General features: G+C 41.6%; 21 protein-coding genes and 1 tRNA gene. 11 read left to right on the top strand and 11 right to left on the bottom strand.

Annotated features, from left to right (window positions below):
* The first annotated feature begins 138 nt into the window (after window positions 1–138).
* Together U0033_RS08535 and U0033_RS08540 are read left to right on the top strand one after the other, a co-directional pair.
* On the top strand, window positions 139–549 hold the full coding sequence (locus U0033_RS08535) for an ester cyclase (protein ID WP_072364631.1): 411 nt from the start codon (window positions 139–141) through the stop codon (window positions 547–549).
* Window positions 550–639: 90 nt separating this feature from the next.
* Window positions 640–1,491: a helix-turn-helix domain-containing protein gene (locus tag U0033_RS08540; RefSeq protein ID WP_317043314.1), complete on the top strand. Its 852-nt coding sequence runs from the start codon at window positions 640–642 to the stop codon at window positions 1,489–1,491.
* On the opposite strand, the gene U0033_RS08545 is transcribed toward U0033_RS08540, so the two are convergent.
* Window positions 1,480–2,094, bottom strand: a complete 615-nt coding sequence (locus U0033_RS08545) for a hypothetical protein (protein WP_143150900.1) — start codon at window positions 2,092–2,094, stop codon at window positions 1,480–1,482. The two genes, U0033_RS08540 and U0033_RS08545, sit on opposite strands and share 12 nt — an antisense overlap.
* A 226-nt stretch (window positions 2,095–2,320) precedes the next feature.
* Between U0033_RS08545 and U0033_RS33260 the strand changes: the two genes are divergently transcribed.
* Both U0033_RS33260 and U0033_RS33265 read left to right on the top strand, forming a co-directional pair.
* Complete coding sequence (locus tag U0033_RS33260) at window positions 2,321–2,599, top strand: IS66 family transposase (protein ID WP_083571798.1); 279 nt, start codon at window positions 2,321–2,323, stop codon at window positions 2,597–2,599.
* A complete protein-coding gene (locus U0033_RS33265; RefSeq protein ID WP_407654239.1) occupies window positions 2,557–2,691 on the top strand; it encodes a hypothetical protein in 135 nt (44 codons plus the stop codon). Before U0033_RS33260 ends, U0033_RS33265 begins: the two co-directional genes overlap by 43 nt.
* A 35-nt stretch (window positions 2,692–2,726) precedes the next feature.
* Here U0033_RS33265 and U0033_RS08550 read toward each other — a convergent pair whose 3' ends face one another.
* The 10 genes from U0033_RS08550 to U0033_RS08595 all read right to left on the bottom strand — a co-directional run bounded on the left by U0033_RS08550 (window position 2,727) and on the right by U0033_RS08595 (window position 12,035).
* Window positions 2,727–3,242, bottom strand: coding sequence for a hypothetical protein (locus U0033_RS08550; protein ID WP_143150901.1), 516 nt, complete (start codon window positions 3,240–3,242; stop codon window positions 2,727–2,729).
* A gap of 347 nt (window positions 3,243–3,589) precedes the next feature.
* The gene (locus U0033_RS08555; protein WP_072364643.1) at window positions 3,590–4,147 is read right to left on the bottom strand and encodes a hypothetical protein; all 558 of its coding nucleotides are present in this window, start codon (window positions 4,145–4,147) and stop codon (window positions 3,590–3,592) included.
* 191 nt (window positions 4,148–4,338) lie between these two features.
* Complete coding sequence (locus tag U0033_RS08560) at window positions 4,339–4,647, bottom strand: hypothetical protein (RefSeq protein WP_072364644.1); 309 nt, start codon at window positions 4,645–4,647, stop codon at window positions 4,339–4,341.
* Between the two features lie 1,053 nt (window positions 4,648–5,700).
* Window positions 5,701–6,537, bottom strand: coding sequence for a hypothetical protein (locus U0033_RS08565; RefSeq protein WP_143150902.1), 837 nt, complete (start codon window positions 6,535–6,537; stop codon window positions 5,701–5,703).
* Between the two features lie 28 nt (window positions 6,538–6,565).
* Window positions 6,566–8,413: an outer membrane beta-barrel family protein gene (locus tag U0033_RS08570; RefSeq protein ID WP_072364647.1), complete on the bottom strand. Its 1,848-nt coding sequence runs from the start codon at window positions 8,411–8,413 to the stop codon at window positions 6,566–6,568.
* 321 nt (window positions 8,414–8,734) lie between these two features.
* Window positions 8,735–9,379: a hypothetical protein gene (locus tag U0033_RS08575; RefSeq protein ID WP_143150903.1), complete on the bottom strand. Its 645-nt coding sequence runs from the start codon at window positions 9,377–9,379 to the stop codon at window positions 8,735–8,737.
* Window positions 9,380–9,396: 17 nt separating this feature from the next.
* Window positions 9,397–10,044 carry a hypothetical protein gene (locus U0033_RS08580; RefSeq protein ID WP_072364650.1) on the bottom strand — a complete coding sequence of 216 codons (648 nt, stop codon included), beginning with the start codon at window positions 10,042–10,044 and terminating at the stop codon, window positions 9,397–9,399.
* A complete protein-coding gene (locus U0033_RS08585; RefSeq protein ID WP_072364652.1) occupies window positions 10,041–10,859 on the bottom strand; it encodes a hypothetical protein in 819 nt (272 codons plus the stop codon). The genes U0033_RS08580 and U0033_RS08585 overlap by 4 nt, the downstream gene beginning before the upstream one ends.
* A gap of 364 nt (window positions 10,860–11,223) precedes the next feature.
* Window positions 11,224–11,299 (bottom strand) — tRNA-Lys (locus tag U0033_RS08590).
* A 187-nt stretch (window positions 11,300–11,486) separates the two neighbouring features.
* On the bottom strand, window positions 11,487–12,035 hold the full coding sequence (locus U0033_RS08595; protein ID WP_143150904.1) for a hypothetical protein: 549 nt from the start codon (window positions 12,033–12,035) through the stop codon (window positions 11,487–11,489).
* A gap of 214 nt (window positions 12,036–12,249) precedes the next feature.
* Between U0033_RS08595 and U0033_RS08600 the strand changes: the two genes are divergently transcribed.
* The 7 genes from U0033_RS08600 to U0033_RS08630 all read left to right on the top strand — a co-directional run bounded on the left by U0033_RS08600 (window position 12,250) and on the right by U0033_RS08630 (window position 22,647).
* A complete protein-coding gene (locus U0033_RS08600; RefSeq protein WP_072364655.1) occupies window positions 12,250–12,828 on the top strand; it encodes an RNA polymerase sigma factor in 579 nt (192 codons plus the stop codon).
* 52 nt (window positions 12,829–12,880) lie between these two features.
* Complete coding sequence (locus U0033_RS08605) at window positions 12,881–14,014, top strand: FecR family protein (RefSeq protein ID WP_072364657.1); 1,134 nt, start codon at window positions 12,881–12,883, stop codon at window positions 14,012–14,014.
* A 274-nt stretch (window positions 14,015–14,288) separates the two neighbouring features.
* Window positions 14,289–17,840, top strand: a complete 3,552-nt coding sequence (locus U0033_RS08610; RefSeq protein ID WP_143150905.1) for a SusC/RagA family TonB-linked outer membrane protein — start codon at window positions 14,289–14,291, stop codon at window positions 17,838–17,840.
* Between the two features lie 11 nt (window positions 17,841–17,851).
* A complete protein-coding gene (locus U0033_RS08615; protein ID WP_245801852.1) occupies window positions 17,852–19,213 on the top strand; it encodes a RagB/SusD family nutrient uptake outer membrane protein in 1,362 nt (453 codons plus the stop codon).
* A gap of 2 nt (window positions 19,214–19,215) precedes the next feature.
* Entirely contained in the window at window positions 19,216–20,151 is a 936-nt protein-coding gene (locus U0033_RS08620) for a discoidin domain-containing protein (RefSeq protein ID WP_072364660.1), read from the top strand.
* A 13-nt stretch (window positions 20,152–20,164) separates the two neighbouring features.
* Entirely contained in the window at window positions 20,165–21,298 is a 1,134-nt protein-coding gene (locus U0033_RS08625; RefSeq protein WP_072364662.1) for a TlpA disulfide reductase family protein, read from the top strand.
* A gap of 89 nt (window positions 21,299–21,387) precedes the next feature.
* Window positions 21,388–22,647 (top strand): erythromycin esterase family protein, encoded by a 1,260-nt coding sequence (locus tag U0033_RS08630; protein ID WP_072364664.1) that lies wholly within the window; start codon window positions 21,388–21,390, stop codon window positions 22,645–22,647.
* Window positions 22,648–22,655 lie beyond the last annotated feature (8 nt).

The following is a 22,655-nucleotide window of genomic DNA, read 5'->3' on the forward strand; positions in this document are numbered from 1 at the left end:
TTACAATTGAATCATTATACCCAGGGTCAATATATAAAAAAGATCCAATACTATCATACATGTGGTTACAAACTCCTTACATCCGGTTACATCCTTCTATCCTCTCTGCCTGACCTTTGTGGTACAAAAACGCAAATCATGGATATTGAAAAAAACAAAGCTATTATCGCCCGGTTTGATCAGGCCTGTATCGAACAAAACAACGCTGCATTAATGGATGAACTGGTATCTGACAGGGTAATCAACCATGCAGCCCAGCCAGGCAAGCCAAATGGCAAAGAAAGTTTTCATCACTTCCTGGATGCCCTGCATGCCGGTTTATCAGGGATAAAAGTCACCGTACTACACCAGGCTGCGGAAAACGACCTGGTCATGACACACAAACTAATCAGTGGCATGCATACCAGCCATCTTTTTGGGGTACCTGCCAGTGGCCAACCGATTAGTTTTGAGGCCATCGAGATCATCCGTTTAGAAAACGGTAAATATGCGGAGCACTGGGTACAAAGCAACATGGCAGCGGCACTCGGTACATTACAAGGACATTAAATGTCGTAGCTTTAGTATATGAAAAATGCATCACCATTTCGCGTCCATTCTATTAGCGAACTGCATCGGCTCAGAAAGTTTCCGCCACCGATGCATCCTTCAATCAGCGTATTGGAACTAACAGCTGTCAATGATGAATTCCTGGAAGTATCCAGGTCGATGGTATTTGATTTTTATGTGATTGCGCTTAAGCGGAATTTTAACCTGAATCTCAGATATGGCCAGCATAGATATGATTTCGATGAAGGGGTGCTTTACTTTATGTCTCCCGGACAGGTGTTCGGAATGGGTCAGGATGCAGCTGGTGATGGCAATGAAGTGAGGGGCTGGATGTTATTGATCCACCCCGATTTTCTTTGGAATACCCAACTGGCAAAAGGGATTAAGCAATATGAATATTTTGACTATGCTGTCAACGAAGCACTGTTCTTGTCCGATAAAGAAGAAGCGATCATCATAGGCATCCTGCAAAATATTCAACAGGAGTACCAGGCCAATATGGATAAATTTAGTCAGCAGATTATTATTAACCACCTGGAAGCTTTGCTGAACTACGCCGACCGCTTTTATAACAGGCAGTTTCTAACAAGAAATATTGCCAACCACCAGGTGCTGGAGCGACTAGATGACTTGCTGAATAAAGCGTTTAGCAGTGAGCGTTTAATGAGTGATGGTATACCTACGGTACAGCAGATTGCAGACCAGCTGCATCTTTCCAGGAATTACCTGAGTGCACTGCTCATGGTAGCAACAGGCCGGAATACCCAACAGCATATTCAGGATAAATTAATTGCAGTGGCGAAGGAACGGATTTCTACAACGAACATGACGGTTAGTGAGATTGCTTATGAACTGGGCTTTGAGCATCCGCAGTCTTTTAGCAGGATCTTTAAAGCGAAGACAGGGATGTCTCCATTGGCATTCAGGGAATCATTTAATTGAGGGGGTTCTTCTTATAAGCCATATTGCTATTAAATACAGAGAAAAACCAATAATCAACCACCAGCTGCTATCCCATATTTCACTCATTTTAATCAACAGCTTCTCCCAATAAGTTTCCCGGGGCGGTACCTCAGCCACACACCAAACTAACATACAATCAATTCCCTTATACGGAGTGTTGTCACGGGGAACATTCAAAAACCAGATATCATTTTCATCCACCAGGTACTGCTCCGCCATTTCTATATGTAATATATTCAATGCTTTGATGAAGCTCCCATAGGTTGCACTATCGCCGAAATGATAATGAATACCCTGGCTGGCATTGTTTTGTTGCAGCATCTCACGTACCCTGATCTGCGAATAGGTTAGTTTAATCTCATCTAACGCCGCGACCCCCGTTATATTTATATCCTCGTATTTTCTTTTAGGAGGATAACCTTCAGGAAAAAGAAAGGGGTGTTTTTTGGCATATTCTTTATTCACACTTATCAAAGGCATTACATAGTATACTTTCCCTTTGCCACTCCATTTTAAAAATCCGATAAACAAAACCGGTAACAGCAATAAACTAAGGAGACCAGGAACGTAGTATATCTTCATTTTTATTTTAAAGATGAAATTACCGGGGGATTCCATAAATTATTCCAGCCCTCCCTGTAAAAGCTTCATCTTTCCGCTACTACAAACAAAAAACCGCTTCCATCAAACGATCGAAGCGGCTTAATACTTTTCTGTGATCCCGTTCGCACTATACATCTGAAGGAAATGTATAAATATATACTACTGGCATACTGACGAGACCTGCATTGCTGTGCCGTATAGAGCTATGCAAAAAGAAACTCAAAAAGGCTTCTTTCGGACCTTCCTGACAGGTGATGGTCAAATGATTTATTATGATTACCAACCTGGTCGTGGAGGTGAAAGACGACTGAATATTTTAAAGGCTTTTAAAAGCCATCTAAAGGCTGATGGTTACACAGTGTACGGCGAGTTGCCATTAGAGATTATCACAGTCTTCTACTGCTTTGCACATACCGGCAACTTAGACCGGAATCCCTTATTGTGCAAGCGTTTGCTCATAGTATTAAGAGGTGGAAGAAATTAAATCTTTATGCCCATACAGGAAACCTTATGCAGGATAATAATGCGTTCGAGAGATGTATGAGAAATGCGGCGGCTCACCAGGTCCAGGTTTAAAGATTTCTTCCAGAAAAATATGATCGATTAGGCACCTATAAAACTTTTTCTCTTATTAAAGAAACTTCACTCGTCTCAATTTTTACGATACCCGCCGTTACACTAAACCAATATCGTAAAGTCTCACCAGCATTATAATTAACAGGACAGGCTTCATAAACCATACATTTTCCCCCTCGAAACATTTGTCTATCAATAGGCTTAAAATAAAACCAATATCCTTCTATTTTAATTCTGGGAACTACTTTTTCTTTTATGGAATAAAACAGAACCCATTTCCCATTGACCTTAACATACCAACATCCATTACTAACTTTAAAAACATCTGTATTATCGTTTGATTTCCCAAACAGTTTCTCTTCTTTGAAGATACTATCAGCCAAATAAATTCTCCGGTAACGGAATTCTAAGTTTTCTCCTTCATATAATCCCGTTGTACTATCAAGAATTATTTTGTTCTCAACTGTGAATTTATATGAAATATTTTTTTGGGCACTTAGCAAGCTCACGAAAGAGAATATAAAAATGCAGGTACATATAAATTTTTTCATGCTATTGTTTTTTAGTACTACCATTCTCCGTACTTTTTTTGCTCAAATGTAACGATAACTAACTTACCATCTAACATCTGATCCTTACTGATAGTAAGCACTACAGGATGATTGTATAGAACTGTATAAGACCCCAAAAGATTTTGGAGTAGATAAAAAACACTTCCCTTTGTTTTATAACATTGGTATAGATGTTTGCTTATGGACGCGCAGACATACTTCCTCATTGCCATTTTTCATTTTGGTACCAGCAAAAATGCTTTCTATTTATCTACATCTATTTTCCACTGCTTCGCTTTGGAAAACTTACCGAAGTATTGATTATACGAATATCAAACAATGGATCCTCAATAGGAAAACCTCTGCCACTCAAAGTCAATGTGCCGATTATAGAAGTTCACTTTCTCAACGACATCGTCAGGAACGGCTACTCTTAAAACCCTCAACTTCTCTAAATAGAAATTTATTCTATCAAAATTTTCAATACTAAAAACAATTCTCCTCAATTTCTCCAATATAATCATCTCAACATTAGCAATACCCTTTTCGATTAGTATGTTCAATCCCAACAATTCTTTATCATCTTCGTTATTGGCCACATGCCTGTAAATATCAAGAATAAAATCATCATTTCTATCATATATCGCTAATAGTGAACTTAACCAAAAGCGTAAATCGCTATCTTCTTCGTTTTCTAGATACCCTCGCTCCAGTTGTCTTTTATTTTCATGAATTATTCTATAAAATCGTTCCGCTATAAATGGTCTAAATTCGCTATTTTTTCTTAATATCATAAATGATCTGGAGCTAAGACACAACAATTCATTCACTATAAAATCAATAGCCGAAATAATCTCGTCAATATTGTCACTTTCTAACTTCTTAACTATCTCGCTTCTTTCCATATTAGTAATGCTTTTAAATTTTATATACTCCCTTTAATTTTGTGTTTGCAGGAATTGAATAAATACCTCTATTAGGATTATTGCCTTTAACTCTTACCCCCTACCTTCAGACAAACTGATTAAATATTGCTGCTTTCCTAAAGACTTAAACACACCAATCGTCCCCAGCTGGCCTTCCGTAAGGGAAATCTCTAAGTCATTAATATATATCCAGCATTCCCTGTTGTTGTCCAAAAGTCCGTACCCCCTGTTCCCAACTTTAATTCTCTGACTATTAAACTCCCACCCGCTTTAAGAGCGCCTAACTGCTCCGCACTTACACCTGTTAGACCAGCAACTGCTGCCACATCTATAAAATGATGAAAAATTCTACCTCCTCCTAAATCAGCTATCACGGTCAACGGCTGGTTTGCAGTTCTAATTGCATCATCTAAAAATTCCGCAAAATTAGCTTTCGAGAAATCAAAATTCTTTATTGAGAACTTCGATGCAGTTCCCAAGGGTAATATACTACGTGATGCTAAAGCCAGAACGGCATATAAATAAAAGACAATTTACATGATTCAGATTGACATATCGAGATTATAATAAAATTAAGGTGTTATTCTAATAACAGTTTTCCATTTTCCCTCTTCAGTATTTCTAAATGCTTGTTCAAGAAAAATACAATCATTTTCCAACTCTTCCCCGTACTCACTTCCTAACTTCAACTTTTTAAGCTTTTCCCTGATTGAATAGAGATCCTAAGTTTCTTGCCTAATTGGCCGATGGTAGAATTAAGAAAAGTAAAGAAGAAATTAAGGCTGCATTACAAGGACAGTGGAGAGACGATCTACTGTTTGAATTAAAATCATGTCTATATTTCTATGATAGTTATGTGCAACAAATAAGGGTCTGAGAAATATTTGCGGAGATCTGCCTGTCTTTTAGGCTAAGAACAGATTGGATATAGCAGAATCGCCTCCATAAACTGCATGACCGCGATAATCGTTTTTCCAGGCTTGGGCAATATGATCATTCAAAGCACTGTAACAACACATAAAAAGTATCTTTTAGGCATTATATGCTTTTTTTGCGACAATCTGTTCATAACTACCTTTTCAGAAACAAATACCTGGGGGATATTGGACGATAAATCATTGGAGTCCTCGCCTCCATGAGCAAAAACAATAATATACTCCTTGTTGGTGACTGTAAATGCGGAGTTTGCATATACTACCTCCACGCTACTTATTTCAGCGCCAATATTATCTCCAATTCTTTTATTGGTGACAGTTTGGAAGGTGTTATAAAAGTCGATCGCTTGTGGAGGGAGGTCTTGCTGCTACAGTAACTGTGCTTTGTTGAACGGCATGAAAATAAATAGTTTGGCCATAATATGGTTTTTTGAGGTGAATAATAAAACTCAATTTTTGGGCTCATCACAGTCATCCCCTTCTCACCGGGGTTCATGCATAATCTGGAATTGCATCGAACGTGGAAAATACAGCCATTACAAAGGCTAAAAAAAAGGGTCATGCCTGTTAGAAAGCAGGCATGACCGTTTAATGTAGTTATTTATTATAGACCGGGCTTCTCTTCAGCATATAGAACAATGCATCATGATACGACCCTTCATTATTAAAAAAGGCAGTGCGCCTGTTTGTAAATATTTTCTCGTTCTCCTTATTGAATATACCTACTGTTACCTCATTCTCATATTGGTTTTCCACGGTAGTGTTATTGGTGTTATTGTTTTCCTTTTTATTATTATCATACTTGGTGGTACTGCTGCTGGAAGAGTTAACACTTTCCTTTACGCTGCGCGATAAAGTTCCCTGCAATACGAATTCGGCACCCAACACCCGGCAAAGTTCATCGTAAGTATATCCCTTAATAGTGTTGCCATCAATACCTTTTCTGTATAACAGTGCGTTGGTGGTATTGGGCTCCTGAAACTTATATTGTCCGTTTCGCTTGCTAAGGTACAAATAAGTATCGTTCTGCAGTTTCTCTCCTTTTTCAATCACCTGCTGCAGAGGTTCGTTAACGGAAATATATTTAAACGGCAGAATAGCCACTAAACCAGCTTCAATAGGTCGGCCGGTTTCAGCAGGTTCCTTAGCCCCGTTGCCGGCAGGCATGTTCACGACTTCCACTCTTCCACTGGCAAAGGTAATTTTATTGATATCTGCCTTTTTCAGTTCATACACAAGTGTTTCACCGGTATGAATAAACTTAATGGCGTTAGGCTGTATTTCAGTGATCTTACCATGCTTTTCTTCTCCACTCAGCATGAGCACTAAATCTTCCTTAGCAGAAGATCGTTTCCCGGTTTGCGCTTTCAAAATAGAAAAGCAGCTCAGTAACATTAACAAAACAGACCCTGAAAATTTCAATGTTTTAGTCATGATAAAAATATTAGGATTTCAAATTATCTTATTTTTTCTCCGTTTTAACTCTTTGCTGTTCTGCTGCTGCGCCGATTTCACGTTTATCAGCCACATCTTTCTTATCACTCTTATTAAAGCGGTAAGTAAATGCCAGCTTTAATACCTGGGATTGCCATTGCCCCCTCATGTTGATGTCGATGTTCTGATAACAGCTCGTGGCATTATACCTGTTCCACCCGAATATATCGGACTCACTCAGGCGGATGGTTCCCTGTTTACCCAGGATATCTTTTTGTACGCCGGCATGCAGCGTACCAATGGGCTTTACCAGGAAAGTACCGTCAATGCTCCGCGACGACAAGGTACCCATAAACTGAAAGGCCCAACCATTTTTCACCTTCACCTGCTGCATAAGCTGACCAGCTTTCAACTGAAAGGGTTCATTGTTGATGGAACCAGAATAATCATAATGATTATAGTCTGTATACATAACGGTGCTCATGTTATCGCCTATCGGTATCTGCGCATTTATATTTGCGCCTAACACCTTGCGGGTGTTCAGATTTTCAGGGCGCTGATAGGTTTCATTTGTGGCAGCGTTCTGCTGTATTACTTCCTGTACAATATCTGTTGTTCTATTGTATAGCAATGTAGTAGTTAATGCACCTTCCCATATACTGTAGCTCAGTTCTACGTTATTGCTGTACTGTGGTTTCAGGTAAGGATTTCCTTCATCGTAGGTGTACTGATCCAGGTAAAAACGGAACGGGTTCATACTACGATAATCTGGCCTTTCTATCCTGCGGCCGTAGGACAAAGACTTTTTACTTTCCTTATCCACATCATAGGCCAAGAAAGCAGTGGGGAAAAGCTGCAGGTAGGTGCGGGAAAATGTTTGCCCGTTATCCTTTTGTTCTACCTTCAGCCAGGTTTGCTCTGCACGAAGTCCTACCTGAAACTCCCATTGGCTGAGCTTATGCCGGAGATTCAAATAGGCGGCATTAATATTTTCTTTATATAGAAAATGGTTACTCAGGAACTCATTCTTTATCCATTTATTATTTACACCATCGTAATACTGTGCATTGTTGTCAGTATTTACATAAGACGTTTTCATCCCTGCTTCCAGGGATGTATTTTCAGAAAACGGATGAGTATAATCCGCTTTCAGGCTATAGATATTAATTTTCCCCGGCAGATCGGCCAGGAATAAACTAGGGGGTGCCGCCTCAGTACGGTCGGGTTTATAATAATGATTGTCAAATCGCTGCTTGCTGGTACTATTATATGATAAATAATCAGCATTAATCAGCATTTCATGCTTATATGCACCGAACACATGTTTCAGGCTAACATTCGCTTCCATATTTTCCCATTTACCCTTTGAGGTAGCTGGTGCGTCTACCCTGGTGGTGGTAACGCCTTCACCGGTTTTCAATAGTGTATTATTGGTATTAAATGATTCTGAGGGATTATGAAACCCACCAACTGCTACCCCTATGGTAGTTTTAGCACTGGCGTAATAATCTAATCCTACTTTTGCTATAACACTTTGTCCAGTCGTTTTGGTGTCAGTATGCTGGTCATAAATACTTGTGATTTCCTTTCCATCCGTATCCCGAAAGTTACGGATAATATAATAATCTTCAAAACTCTTCCGGTAACTGTAACCGGCATTACCATAAAAATTGATATGCTTGTTGCTATAATTAAAATTGAGGTTCTGCGTGGTACCAGGGTATCTTCCCTGTAAAGCCGTAAGGGTAAGGTTACCATTAAATCCTCCGGTCTTCAGCTTCTTTCTTTTAATATTAATCACCCCGTTACCCTCCTCATCATATTTTGCCGGGGGATTGGCCATAATCTCGATCTGATCCAGCTGCGATGCGGGCATATTTCGCAGAAAGGCGGTAATTGATAGTCAATTATTGAAGGGTAATTATGAAATGAGTTCTAATAAATAAACCCAAGTCAATGAAAATGTGCTTCTATTTTTTGAATAAACTTCGTACCTATGATAAATTTAGCCGGATCATTTGTAAAGAGTATAATGATACTTACCCGTATAATAATAGCGATAAAACGTAGTCAATAGGAAAGGGCTATCTCATTTTTTTATTAATGAGACAGCCCCAACCTACCTGACTATCATTTTTGAAAACCTTATTTTTCAAACCACTATATAGCAAAAAACTTCAATCATCATATTCATTCATTATAAGTATCGTCGATAGTAATACTTTGTAGATGTCATAGGCCATAAATAATGAACACGATTAAAATTTTCTATAAAAGTCCTATTAGGTATAAAGTCAGTTATTACAAATGTCAATACGAATGGTTGTCCAAAATATTTGTTTTCTGTCTGATCAATTATCTTCTCTGAATAAGAGGGATTATTTTGTTTAATATCCTCGTATGTACTATCATAATAGGTAGTTGTAATTAGATTATCATTTCCTCCCCGAATAATTGAATATACGCCGATACTTCTTAAGAAATTAACCCGCTCTAAAATTTCATTTTTAAATTTACTGATAGAGTAGCTTTGACTAAGTGTATCCAATTTTCTTGTGGTAAGGTCATTATAAGCCCATAACACACCTTTATACATATGAAACTTATATTTTTTTTTATAAACTACAACCCAGAATAGACTTGGACCATTAGCACCGTAGGGGCAATAAAATGACAAGTCATCGTCACTTATTTCCTTAAGCAGATAATTACAAAGCTCTTCCTTTGGCTTATTCCATTTTCGATATTCTATTTTTTCCCTTTTTAAAAAAATAAATATCAGAAAACCCAAAATTAGCATTACAAAAAAATAATTTACCCGATAACGAATTTTAGATTTCATAATATATACATTAAACATCAATCATTTCTAAACCAAGTAGGCCTGGTAGTATTATAAGTTCTCCATATAAAATTCCCTTTAGATTGTGGCTCTAGAAATCGCTCCTGATAAAAATATCCCGCATTTATTGCACGAATATCTGCTTCGGAATCTGGTGCATGATTTCTTATCATTTCGTGCCGGTCATCATCCCACAATACAAGATCATGATTTATATTCATTCGCGCAGCAGCAACTCCGAAAAGGAAATTACCAGCATCTGGCAGGTTATATATATAGTTCAAATGGTAATCCTTACTTCCATTAAAATAAAAGAATCCTCCATTATAATCCCATATGCTATAATTATCATTTGGTGTTCCTCCAGCACTTTTTTTATTAGGATCGGTATTATCCTCATCCCTATCTGCCAGGTTATAGACCAGATAATTTTGCCCGAAATCTAATGGGCCAAATGCACCTCCAATGCCTGCTAAAATGTCGCTTATAACTGGTATTCTTACATGACTAAACGATGCCTCATTAATTATATAATTTACATTTTCTGGTGATAAGATCCTTACCATTTGATCGCCAACATTGAAACTACTAACCTGAGAATAATCATCTTTTCCACCATTAAGAAACACCCTTTCAGTTATATTCTGGCTTTTACCATTTATCACCTCTGTATGATTATAAAAAGATGATAGAATGCATCCTTTTTGCCAGGTGGATAGCCTACCCAGTTAACCTTGCCACTAATCAGGTCATACTTGTACTGAATCTTCTTCCAACGGTTATTATATTTTCCTAAGGTTCCCTGCTTATAATCATGTAGCAATGTTTTGACATTACCATGTATATCATAGCTATAATAGCTAGCCATAGCAAAGCCCATGGTATCATATGCCAATGCATCATTAAAGATGGCAACCCATGATACCCGGTTTCGCAGATTTTCAGGAACGAGGTGTTCCGCTGGTAATGCACTATAGGCAACATCATAGTTCGTCACCGTGATTTGGGTACGTGTTGACTTAGCGCCAGCTATCCAGTTTGTTAACTTCAGCGTATCTCTGCTGATCAAATCATTCATAGCAGCGGTATAGCTTATCTCAACCACTTCTATTGGACGACCTAATGCATCGTATTGCGTATAACTGTATTTATTCTCCCCGATTTGCTTTGAGTTTTGGGAGATGGACAATCTACCTAAGCGATCGTACCAGTAATTTGAAATGCCATCATCCGGTGTTTTCTTTGAAACAACCTGGTTGAGTGTATTATACCTATAATGGGTTGCCATTTTATGCGCTGGAACTAACAGCGTATAATTCGCACGCGCAGCTCTTACTTTACCCGCCCAGGCATCAGAACGATCAATCACCACTCCTGCAGGAGGTATTGTTTTGATAAGATTACCTGCCTGGTTGTAGTAATATAAGGTATAATGATACTCGCTGCTTGTATAAGTCAGTATTATACGCAAACTGGGCATAGAGCCGCAAGCAATTGAGCAGCCCCTCGATATGACCGTTCCTGAAAGAAAGATCATGATGGCAGTCTACTTTCCAAATTAGAAAAACGATTATTAGAAGCCCCTCAAAGGAATTTCAGTATAGAAAATATCCTTGAAAAAGGCATGGAAAATATGTCCGGAATGGATCTTCTTTATGAGAGTGGGGAGGTGGAAACGAAGCGAAAGATCATTGGTTCGATATTCCCCGAAAAACTGATTTTTACAGGATTTGCATATCAAACCACAAGAGTTAATTATGCAGTTCAGCTAATATACAGTATGAATAAGGCTTTCACGGAAAAAGAAAATGGAACAAGTGTAGATATTTCTCACTCGTTCCTTGTGGTGATCCCGTTGGGACTCGAACCCAAGACCCATACATTAAAAGTGTATTGCTCTACCAACTGAGCTACGGAATCATTCCCCATTTTTCTCAAAACGGAGCGCGAAGATAGTAAATTATTTATTCCCACCAAATACCTCCAAACAAAACATTCATGAAAAACAGAATTCACCAACGGTGAATGAAAACCCTTTTCAAACAAAAAAGGCAAGTCCTGGAATAAGACTTGCCCTGCAATTGTTTACCTTATCAAATACTCCTATCTAAAAATAAAAACCCACTTTCAAAGACGCCTCAGGATTGATCACCGGTAGCGTAAAACTCTTATTATCCACTGCTACATTTTTATCCCCCGCTACCCGGAGGCTTAGACTGCCCCAGGGAGAAAGATATAAATGCTTATACAAAGTAAAATTATAACCTAAGCTTCCATTCAGCAGGTAATTGTCAAACTTCGCTGTCTGCAATTTAGCATCTGTCTGAATCGTACTATGCCAGTACACCACCCCTGCTCCAATCCACCAACCCTTCCAGTCTTTCTTCAAAAAACGGTCCAGCAGCAATGCATAAGCATGTACCTGGTGATTTGAAAAATCTTTCTTTGTGGACCAGTCCGGCTTTTTCACAAAAGCCGTCAGCGCTCTCACCCTCCATACATCTTTTCCCACCCAGGCACCACCAAAATAGCCACCCGTTGCATAAGGAAGCGCATCCAATTCTAATCCAAACTGTACCTTAGCTGCCTCCTTTTCCTGTGCCTGCATCGTGATGCAAGCGCAAAGCAAAAAGAATAAAAGACAATACTTTATCATGGTGTGAATGATTAATCTCTATCAAATGCGGTTTAAGATCACCAAAGGTACCACCACCGCAACATTATTTTCGCTGACCACAATCATGCTTCCACCTGTCTGATCCGGGCATAATTATCAAATACCCCGGCCTACGGGAAGAAACGCCGAAAAATATCCCATCTTTTTTTTAAGTTTATCCCTTGACCATACCAAAAGCAGCAGGATTGATTATATGCATACAGAAAAAGATGATTTGGTAAAAGCCGTGGCCAAAGGAAATACAAAAGCCTTCAATCAGCTTTTTGAGGAATTTTATGCACCGCTTTTTTATTATTCTTACAACCTTGTACAGGATAAGGAAGAAGCAAAAGACATCGTTCTGACCGCTCTTTACAAAGGCTGGGAACGAAGAGAACAATTTCTGCAATACCAACACATTAAATCATTTCTTTACCTCGTAGTACGCAATGCCGGCCTGAACTTTCTGAAAAAAGAACAACACGCGGCCTCCCGTATACAAGAGATCTTCCTCACTGCCGAACGTCATACACAGGATGACGACTACCTCGCCACCGAAGCAGAAGTATTGAAAAAAGTATTCAAAGCCATCGACGAGCTCCCCAAAAAATGCAGAGAGGTCTTTAAACTGACCTACCTGGAAAATAAATCTGTCCAGGAAATTGCCGACCTGCTGCAAATCACACCCTCCAACGTATCAGCACAACGGCACCGGGCCCTTTCCCTCCTTCGCCTGGCACTTGCAGAATCCCCTTTAGCCCTTTTATACTTGTATGCCCACATTATTTTTTAAAAAAACTCTTTCATTTTTTAAGATTCAGCCACCCTGGTTGTATTAGGTGATAATGGGACAAACATCTTTTGACATAGAAGACTTACTATTCAAACAGTTACAAGGAACACTGCTGCCTGAAGAAGCCGCATACCTGGAAGCATGGAAAGCTGAAAAACCAGGCAACACGGATTTTTTCAACCAGCTGACCAGTCCTGCCAGCCTGACTAAGAAATTAAGAACATTCGCAGATAATGATATAGAAGCAGCCAGAAAGGAAGCACTGTCTCACCTGTTTCCAACACGCCATCTGTATAAATGGTGGGCTGCCGCCGCTGCCATCGCCCTCCTGCTTACCACAGGGGCCTACCTGTTTTACAAGCAGCCATCTCCAACAGTTATTACCCAAACCATCATCGCTCCCGGCCATCCGGGTGCCATACTCACCCTGGCAAACGGCTCCCAGGTGCAACTCGATACCCTGCAGAACGGCGTCATTGCCCTCCAGGGAGGCGTCCGCGCCAGGATCGTAAATGGCTCCCTGCATTATGAAGGGAAGCCCGCAGGTACATTATATAATAAAATGTCTACACCTAAAGGCAGAACTTTTCAGCTCACACTACCAGATGGTACCAACATCTGGTTGAACAGCGGGAGTGCTGTAAGATACCCGATTGCATTTAACGGTCCGGACAGAAAAGTTGAAATAAGTGGCGAAGCCTATTTTGAGGTCGCTGCTGACCCGGAAAAACCTTTCCTGGTATCTGTAGCCAACAAAACCACCCTGACCGTTTTAGGCACTCATTTCAACGTGAATGCATATGACAATGAACAGGCGATCACCACTACCCTGCTGGAAGGTGCCATCCAGGTAAAAAATACCATTCTAAAACCCGGCCAGCAAGCATTACTACGCCCGGATAATCAACTACAATTATTACAGACGCCAGACATCAATAAAGTGATGGCCTGGAAAAACGGCCTCTTCGATTTCGAAGGTGCCAGTCTCCGTGAAGTGATGCGCCAGCTGGAAAGATGGTATGATATTGAAGTGGTTTTCGAAGGACCTGTACCAGATATCCGGTTCGGTGGTAAAATGACCAGAGGCATTCCCCTCAATGAAGTACTGGAGATCCTAAAAGGATTTGAAGGAGCAGATTTTAAATTTCATATGGAAGGAAACAAACGACTTATTATTAGCCGATAAAAATTGACAACCAAAATCAGATTAGTTCACATGAAAAATTAACAACCAACCAGGATCAGAAAAATGCCTGAAGTGGTTCGAAGCACTCCAGGCAAAAGTTCAGCTGATCAATACTGAGGTCTTAAGTTCCTTATTAATCAACCAAAACCTTTTCAAAAGTATGAAAAAAACTGCAACGCGTAGTTGGAGTAGGGTATATCATGCTCTAATGGTAGCACCCCCTGTCACATTTATTCCTATACCTGTCAGGCTACATGCACAAACAGCCAGAATAATGAAAATGTTCGTAGTATTCCTGTTGGCCGCTACCTTCTCTGCATACGGCCATGGAACAGCACAAACCATTACCTTATCAGGTCGCCACCTGGACCTGAAACAGGTATTTTCTGTCATTGAGAAGCAAACCGGCTATGTAGTTTTCTACAGGCAGGACCAGCTCACGCACACAAAGCCGCTGAACCTGCAGGTGAGCAACATGCCACTGAGAGAATTTCTTGATACTGTTTTATCCCAACAGCAACTTGATTTCAGGATCAGGGATAAAACAATTATCCTCCTGCCCCAGGCAGCGCCTGCGCAGGAAAAGGTGGTATGGCAACTATTGCCGGCAGAAGCCGCACCTATCAACATTCTCGTGATGGACGACGCAGGGCTTCCCTTACAAGGCGCCAATGTAAGTATCAAAGACAAAAAAGAATTTGCTGTCACGGATGTATTGGGTACCTGTAAGATCAAAGCCGATGAAGGCGATGAGATCACCATTACCTACATCGGCCAGGAAAACCGTGTTATCAAAGTCACCAAAGCCATGCTGAAAAATGGCACCGTCGTTGCCATGCTGCAAGCTTCCACCACCAGACTGGGAAGTGTGGAAGTGGTCGTGAATACCGGCTACCAGCGCATTCGTCCGGAACGAAGTACCGGGGCTGTATCACAGATCAGTACCAAAGATTATGAATCCCGCATCAGCACCAACTTCATCGATGGTCTCGAAAATAAGATGCCGGGCCTCATGATTAACAACAACGTTGCTTTTAACAGTACAGATGGCAATGGTAACAAAAGTTCCCGCAGCCTGTTCAACATCCGTGGTATCTCTACCATGTCTGCTAACCAAAATCCACTCATTGTAATTGATGGTTATCCTACAGAACTCACCATGGATATGATCGATCCCAATGAGATCAAATCTGTGACCATCCTGAAAGATGCGGCAGCAGCCACTATTTACGGAGTAAGAGCCTCTAACGGCGTTATCGTGATTGAAAGAAAACAGGCCAGGGCAGGGAAACCCCGCTTCTCCTTCCGGGCTACAGCAGGCATTACACCTAAACCGGATTATAGCCGCTACAGATGGGAAGATCACCCGGGCACCACTGTGATCAATTATCAAAAAGATCTGAATAAAACCAGTATCAGCAACAGCACCTGGAGCCAGTTGATTAACAAAAGCTCCTATTCAGGTGTCGCTTACTCACCTGTGTACTATATCCTGGCGCAGCAGGCAGCAGGGATCATCACTCCATACCAGGCAGAGAAAAGCCTCCAGGAACTGGAAAACTATGATAACACCAATGATTACAGCAAACTCTTTTTAAGATCTGCTCAAACGCAAACTTATAGCCTGGATATCTCCGGCGGTAACCCGGGTGCGCTTTATTACATCACGGCAAACTATACCGGCAACCGCCTGAATACCCTCAATAATAACAACAACAGGTTGTCACTTTCCGGCAGAAGTACCATCAAGCTTAGCCAAAAACTATCGCTGGAACTAAGCACCGATTACCAGGAACAACGCTATAACAGCGCGCCTGTTCCTGATATTTATGCAGTCTATCCATTCGAACATTTCAAAGATGTAAACGGGAAACCAACGTCTATTGCCAGCGGCTCAGGCGGTAATCCGTATTACGATGCGGAATTATTATCATGGGGCCTGCAGGATAACCTTGCTTACCCGCTTATCGATGTGAACGAAATCGGGGATAAAACACGCACCGTCAATAACCGTATCACAGCAAAGTTCAACTATGCCATCGGATGGGGATTTGACCTCTCCTTCGGAGGCATTTATGAAACCTCCCGCTCAGACATGCGCCACTACGCTTCCGAAAAATCATCAGAAGCAAAGCAATACGTGAATAGCTACATTACCCTGAATGCAGATGGTACTTTAAAATACAATATACCCAACGGTGGATTCCTGAGACAGGAAACCAATAATACCTCCAGCTATACTGCCCGCGTGCAATTGAATTACAATAAAAAACTGGGAGCACTCCATACCATCAATGGCATCCTGGGTGCAGAGATCAGGAGTGTGCTGGATAAAAGCAACCTGGCCTCTTACTTTGGCTATAACGATGAGACCTTATTGCAACAGCCCGTTAACCTGGCGGATATGATCAATGGAACTATCAGCGGCGCCTATATTAATACCAGAAGCATCCGGGATAAATACGATTATCTCTATGGTCAGGGCTATGCGGAAAACAGGTACCTCTCGGGCTATGCAAACGTAGTATACGCTTTCAAAAGCACCTACTCACTCACCGGCAGCATCCGCATTGATCAGTCCAACCTCTTTGGTACCAATCCAAAATATAAATATAAACCACTCTGGTCATTAGGTGCCGCATGGAATATTCACAATGAAAAATTCATGCAGGACATTACCTGGGTGAAACAATTAAAACTGCGTGTTGCTGATGGCTTCAATGGAAACGTAGCGAAGATGTCTCTTCCCCAGGCCATAGCCATGACAGTATTAAATGCTTACACTTCTCCTACAAGTCCGGCGCTGACCAAGCTCTCCTATGCCAACAGTAGCTTACGCTGGGAGCAAACACACAACTTCAATGTAGGTCTTGACTACATACTGTTAAAGAATATCTCCGGTAGTATCGACTATTACAGGAAAACCAGCACCGATCTCTTAGGAAATGCACAGATAGATCCAACTATCGGAGAAAGCCCTACCCTCATCAATACCGCCTCTATCCGGAATAAAGGGATAGAACTGAGCTTGCATGCTGACTGGATTGCTACTAAAAAGATAAACTGGAATACAGGTCTTGTGCTGTCCAGGAACATCAGTAAAGTAACAGATGTATACCAGACAGGAGAATATTCACCTCAGCGACTGAACTACCTCGGTTACGTAAAGGGCTACCCCGTAGGTGCCATGTTTGCCTATCGCTATGCAGGGCTTGACAGCGCAGGGATACCACTGATAAAAAATACTAAAGGCACATTATATCATACCAACGATAGTAAGCTGGGTTCTGCCACCAGTGTGTTGATGACCAGCGATACATCCGGCGTTACTGCTTACATGGGTTCCTCTATTCCTACCATCAATGCCGGCTTAAGCAACCGCGTAGACATCGGTAATTTCTACCTGTACTGTATGATCAGTTATTATGGAGGATTTAAAACCAGCATCCCCCGCCCAAATCCGACTTCGATCAGACCGCAGAAAGATGCCGGCAGTTACTGGAAACAAGCGGGTGATGAAAATAACACGAACATCATGTCCCTCGCGGGCTATAGCAGTTACAATGCTTTGAATGCCTACAACTACGCCGACGCCTATGTTGTGAACGGAGGTTACATCACCCTTTCTGATCTGACACTTTCTTACAGCTTAGATAATTATGCCGTGATCAGGAATGCAGGCTTCACTCATTTTGAGCTGAAACTGCAGGCTTCTAATCTCTGGACAAAAGGATTGAACGATTACAATTATAGTGCTGCCACCGGCACTTATCAGAAATCCTACATCACGCCGACTTATACTATCGGCATATTTACCAACTTCTAAATCGTATACAAGTGAAAAGATGTATATATAGCCTGCTGCTATGCCTTGCACTCAGCGGATGCGATCAATACCTGGATATAACACCAAAGGGCTCTACCTTACTAACCACTATAACTGATTATGACCAGTGGCTGAATGATCCGGACCTTGCCGAAGCCGTAGCAGCACCATACTGTGACCTGAACTTCCTGGGAGACAATGTAGATATTCCGAATGTTCCCATCCCCGCCATACAGGTTCCTCACCTGGTGTATTTGTGGGCGCAGCAACATTCACTGGTGCTGAATATCTCCCCTGAGTTCTGGGGCTATCACTACGCCACCATTAATAAATACAATACAGTGCTGGCCGGAATAGACCAGGCAACAGGTGGCACTAACGGTCAAAAAAGAAGTCTGAAAGCAGAGGCTTTATTAGGCCGCGCCTATGAATATTTCTACCTGGTAAATGAATATGGCAATGAATACGATTCAGCAACAGCCAGCAAAGACCTTGCAGTACCCTACATGACATCGAACGATGTGAGTCAGCAGGTACCTGGCAGAAGCACCGTAGCAGAGATCTATCAGCACATCATCGAAGATCTCACCGCTGCGCTGCCTGACCTCCCGGCGGACAATAGTACCAATCGCCTGCGTGGCTCAAGAGCCGCCGCCTATAGCGTACTGGCACGAGCTTACTTCTATGCCAGGGATTATACAAATGCAGGCAGGTATGCATCACTGGCACTTGCCAACACAAAAGCAGTGATGATGGATTTCAATGGCACACTGCCTGTATCTTCCTTAATATCTATCCAGCAGGATGTCATTTATGGCCGGCTTGCTTTAGGTTATATCCCGGCAACATTAGATTTCATGCGCAGCTTCGAAGCAGGTGATCTGCGCGTGAAGATCCTCTACCTTAGCAGTGACGGGTATAAATATATAACAAGAGGAGGCACCAATTATGTGCCTGCATTCGTAACGCCAACATTACAATATACCAATACCGGCACCTCTGTACAGGAAATGAAACTAATCGTAGCAGAAGCTGCTGCCCGCAACAATGACCTGAGCACAGCCCTGCAACAACTCAATGACATTCGCAAAAACAGGTTTCCGGCAAGCACTTATCAACCCATCTCTTTCACAACACAGGCAGATGTATTCAATGCAGTATTGATGGAAAGAGGTCATGAACTGCCTTTCGCAGGCCTACGCTGGTTTGATATGCGCCGCCTTGACAAAGAAAACAGGATGGGCACCGTGAACAGGTATGATGGACAGGGCAACGTGATAGCAGAACTGCCGCCACACAGTGCTCATTATACTTTACAAATTCCTGTACAGGTCTTAAGTTTTAATCCGGACATGCCACAAAATCCTTATTAACTATGCGCCACTTACTATATACATTATTTATTTGCATCGCATTTACCTCCTGTCACAAAGACAATGATGCCCCTGTTACATTGCCGGATGGCAGCGTCACATTTCAGTTGAACACAACATCAGATACACTGGAAACGCCCCTGTCTATCCTGAAAGATTCAACCATGGTATTTGGTATCAAAGCCACCTTGTCTACCACGGCATCGACAGTAGCACACCAGGTGAACTTTGCCACAGATACCAACGCCATCAGGGATTACCAGGAACGATATGGCAGTGCCTTACTATTGCCTTCCACCTGCTATTTCTTTTATAAGACAATGACTACGATTGCTGCCGGCGCCACCCAGTCTGATTCTGCAGAACTCAATATCAATCAGCAAACACAATTAAAACCATATACCACCTATGTATTACCCATCAAAATTCAATCGGTAGATGGCAATACAGAAGGTGCAGGCGCAAACAAGATATGCTATTATGTCTTTAAAACAGGAGCTGCCGGTTCTATCAGTAAACAAGGCTGGAGTATCACTGCATATTCCTCCGCAAGTGGTTCCAACCTACCTGCAAAATTGATAGATGATAATGAACTCACTACCTATTGGACCACCAATATTACCCAGTCAATGCCGCAATGGGTAATCATCAATTTCGGTAGCGATATTACTTTTTCTGCAGTCAATTACTATTTACCCACTGCCCTAAAATATCCTGCCCTGGGCGGATATCCCACCTCCATGAAGATTGAAACCAGCATGGACGGAACGAGCTGGGAAGTAAAAGGCATCTATGAAGGTAAGATCGAAAATAACATGCAGACACTGAATACCGGCATCACAACAGCAAGATACCTGCGTTTCACCGTACTCGCATCCGTCATCTATAGTTCAACCTATAATCTCGTATCAATCAGCGGAATCAAATTACTGCCATAAAAATCAATCATAAATGAAAACAACAACTTTTCTGTTAGCTGCGTGCTGCCTGCCAATGAGCCTGATGGCGCAAAAGAGCTTTACTGTTCACGGCAAAACCGGTACACTGGATGCACCTGCAAAAGCCTACCTGAGTTATATGGATGGAGATGTCAAAGTACTGGATTCATGCACCTTGAAGAAAGGCAATTTTACATTCAAAGGAACACTCAAAACACCCGTTCAGGCAGCAATCACCCTTCGTCATGATACCGCTGCACCAGATCCAAAGAAGTACGATGACAACATCCATTTCTTCCTGGAGAATTCAGTGATCACTATCACCAGCAGCGATTCTATTTACCATGCCACAGTAAAAGGCTCCGCTACGAATGACGACGACAAAGCACTGACAACCCTGCAAAAACCCTACAAAAAAGTAGCTGACTCCATCATGGCTGTTTACTGGAAACGCAGTCCGCAGGAGCGTAAAGACAGTGCATGGCTAAGCAGCATCAGACCTATCATGGAGAAGAATGAGAATGGATACAATGCAGACAGCCGTGCATTCATAGCAGCACATCCAAAATCATATGCCGCACTGGTGGCCTTCCATCAGTTCGAACTCGGTTATAACTTTAACCCGGATACAGCCCTGGCTAAGTTTGATAAATTCTCACCCAGCCTGAAAGAATCCTCCTTAGGTAAAAAGTATATAGCCATCATTACCACCGGCCAAAACACAAACATAGGAGTAATAGCGCAGGACTTTTCCCAGACTGATACCACAGGTAAGACCATCAGGTTATCCGATTTCAGGGGCAAGTATGTATTGGTAGATTTCTGGGCATCCTGGTGTAAACCATGCCGGGCAGAAAACCCTAACCTGTTGAAAGCATATAATAAATTCAAGGATAAGAACTTTACCATCCTGGGGGTATCTCTTGATGACGAACATACAAAGAGAGCCTGGACAGGTGCTGTGCTAAAGGATGGACTACCCTGGACACAGGTATCTGAATTGAAAGGCTTCGAGGGTAAAGTAGCTAAGCTGTATGGCATAACTGCCATCCCGTCCAATTTCCTGATAGACCCCAATGGAAAGATCATTGCGAGAAATTTACGTGGAGAAGAGCTGGAGAAAAAACTGGCTGCGCTGGTGTTATAACCTATTGCCTTGTTTCATAAGAAAGCCGCTTAGACATATAAGCGGCTTTTCTTATTATATTTACCCTCCAACAACCCATATAATACATTATGAAACACTTCTTTTTCAATGCATTGTTTTGCATATTACCCGCCATTACCTATGCCCAGGACATCCAGGAATATGTAAACAAAAACACTGCCCGCATTTCCAATATCGATACCCTCTCCAGCGACTACAGCGATCTTGAATCAATCGGCGCTGCTATCGGCAACGCCCGCATCGTCATGCTGGGAGAACAGGACCACGGAGATGCGCCTACCTTTCTCGCTAAAACAAGGCTGATTAAATACCTGCATGAAAAGAAGGGATTTAATGTACTGGCTTTTGAGAGTGATTTTTATGGCTTAAATACCGGTTGGGAAAAAACGCCTAAAGTAAAAGATTCTATTTACAATCACCTGAAAGGGAATATATTCTCTATTTGGACATCCAGTGATGCCTGTAACTATTTATTTAAAGAATACATCCCGGGTACCTTCCAAACCAGCCATCCCCTGGCTATTTCTGGTTTTGATTCACAGGTTTCGCTGGCCTATAGCAGTGTAAACCTAAAAAACGATCTTATTCCTTACCTGGACACACATCACCTAAAAGAAAAGCTCACAGGCGATTCAAGCCATGAGAAATTCCTCATCGCGTTACAGGATCTCGTTTCCCAACTTCGCAAGCCCGATGCACTCCGACTCAAAGCAGAAGAGCGACGTACCATCCTGAACAATGGATTCGCGCTTATCAAAGATAATGACAGCTCTTACTGGGGTACCATCATCAATAACCTCATAGATTATAATAACAACACGATTGAAACCAGGGATAAAAGAATGGCCCTGAATTTAAAATACCTCGCAAACGAAAAATACAGGAACGAGAAGATCATCGTCTGGGCTGCCAATGGACATATCCTCAGGTATACAGACCAAATGAAAAGCGATAAGGAAATATTTAAAAGAAGTATCTCCAGGAGTATGGGTACAGATTTCACCAACGATCCGCAATTTACAAACGACACCTATGTGCTGGGATTTGCCTCTTACGAAGGCACGGCAGGCCGGTTAAGAATGCAGCCATATACCCTTGCAGCACCCGAGAAAAAAGGATTTGAAAACTGGATTCCGGAAGATGTAAAATTCGGCTTTATTGATTTCAAAAAATACAACCAGGAATTTAACGCGCCCACCAAACCATTTTTGATGAAGGCACCGGGGCATTATACAATCCCCTACAGCGTAGCTAAGATTCCATGGAACCTGGTATATGACGGGATTTTCTTTATCAGGGAAATGTATCCCGTGAAGAGAATAAACTAATGTCCATA

The organism is Chitinophaga sancti (assembly GCF_034424315.1).
GTDB lineage: Bacteria > Bacteroidota > Bacteroidia > Chitinophagales > Chitinophagaceae > Chitinophaga > Chitinophaga sancti.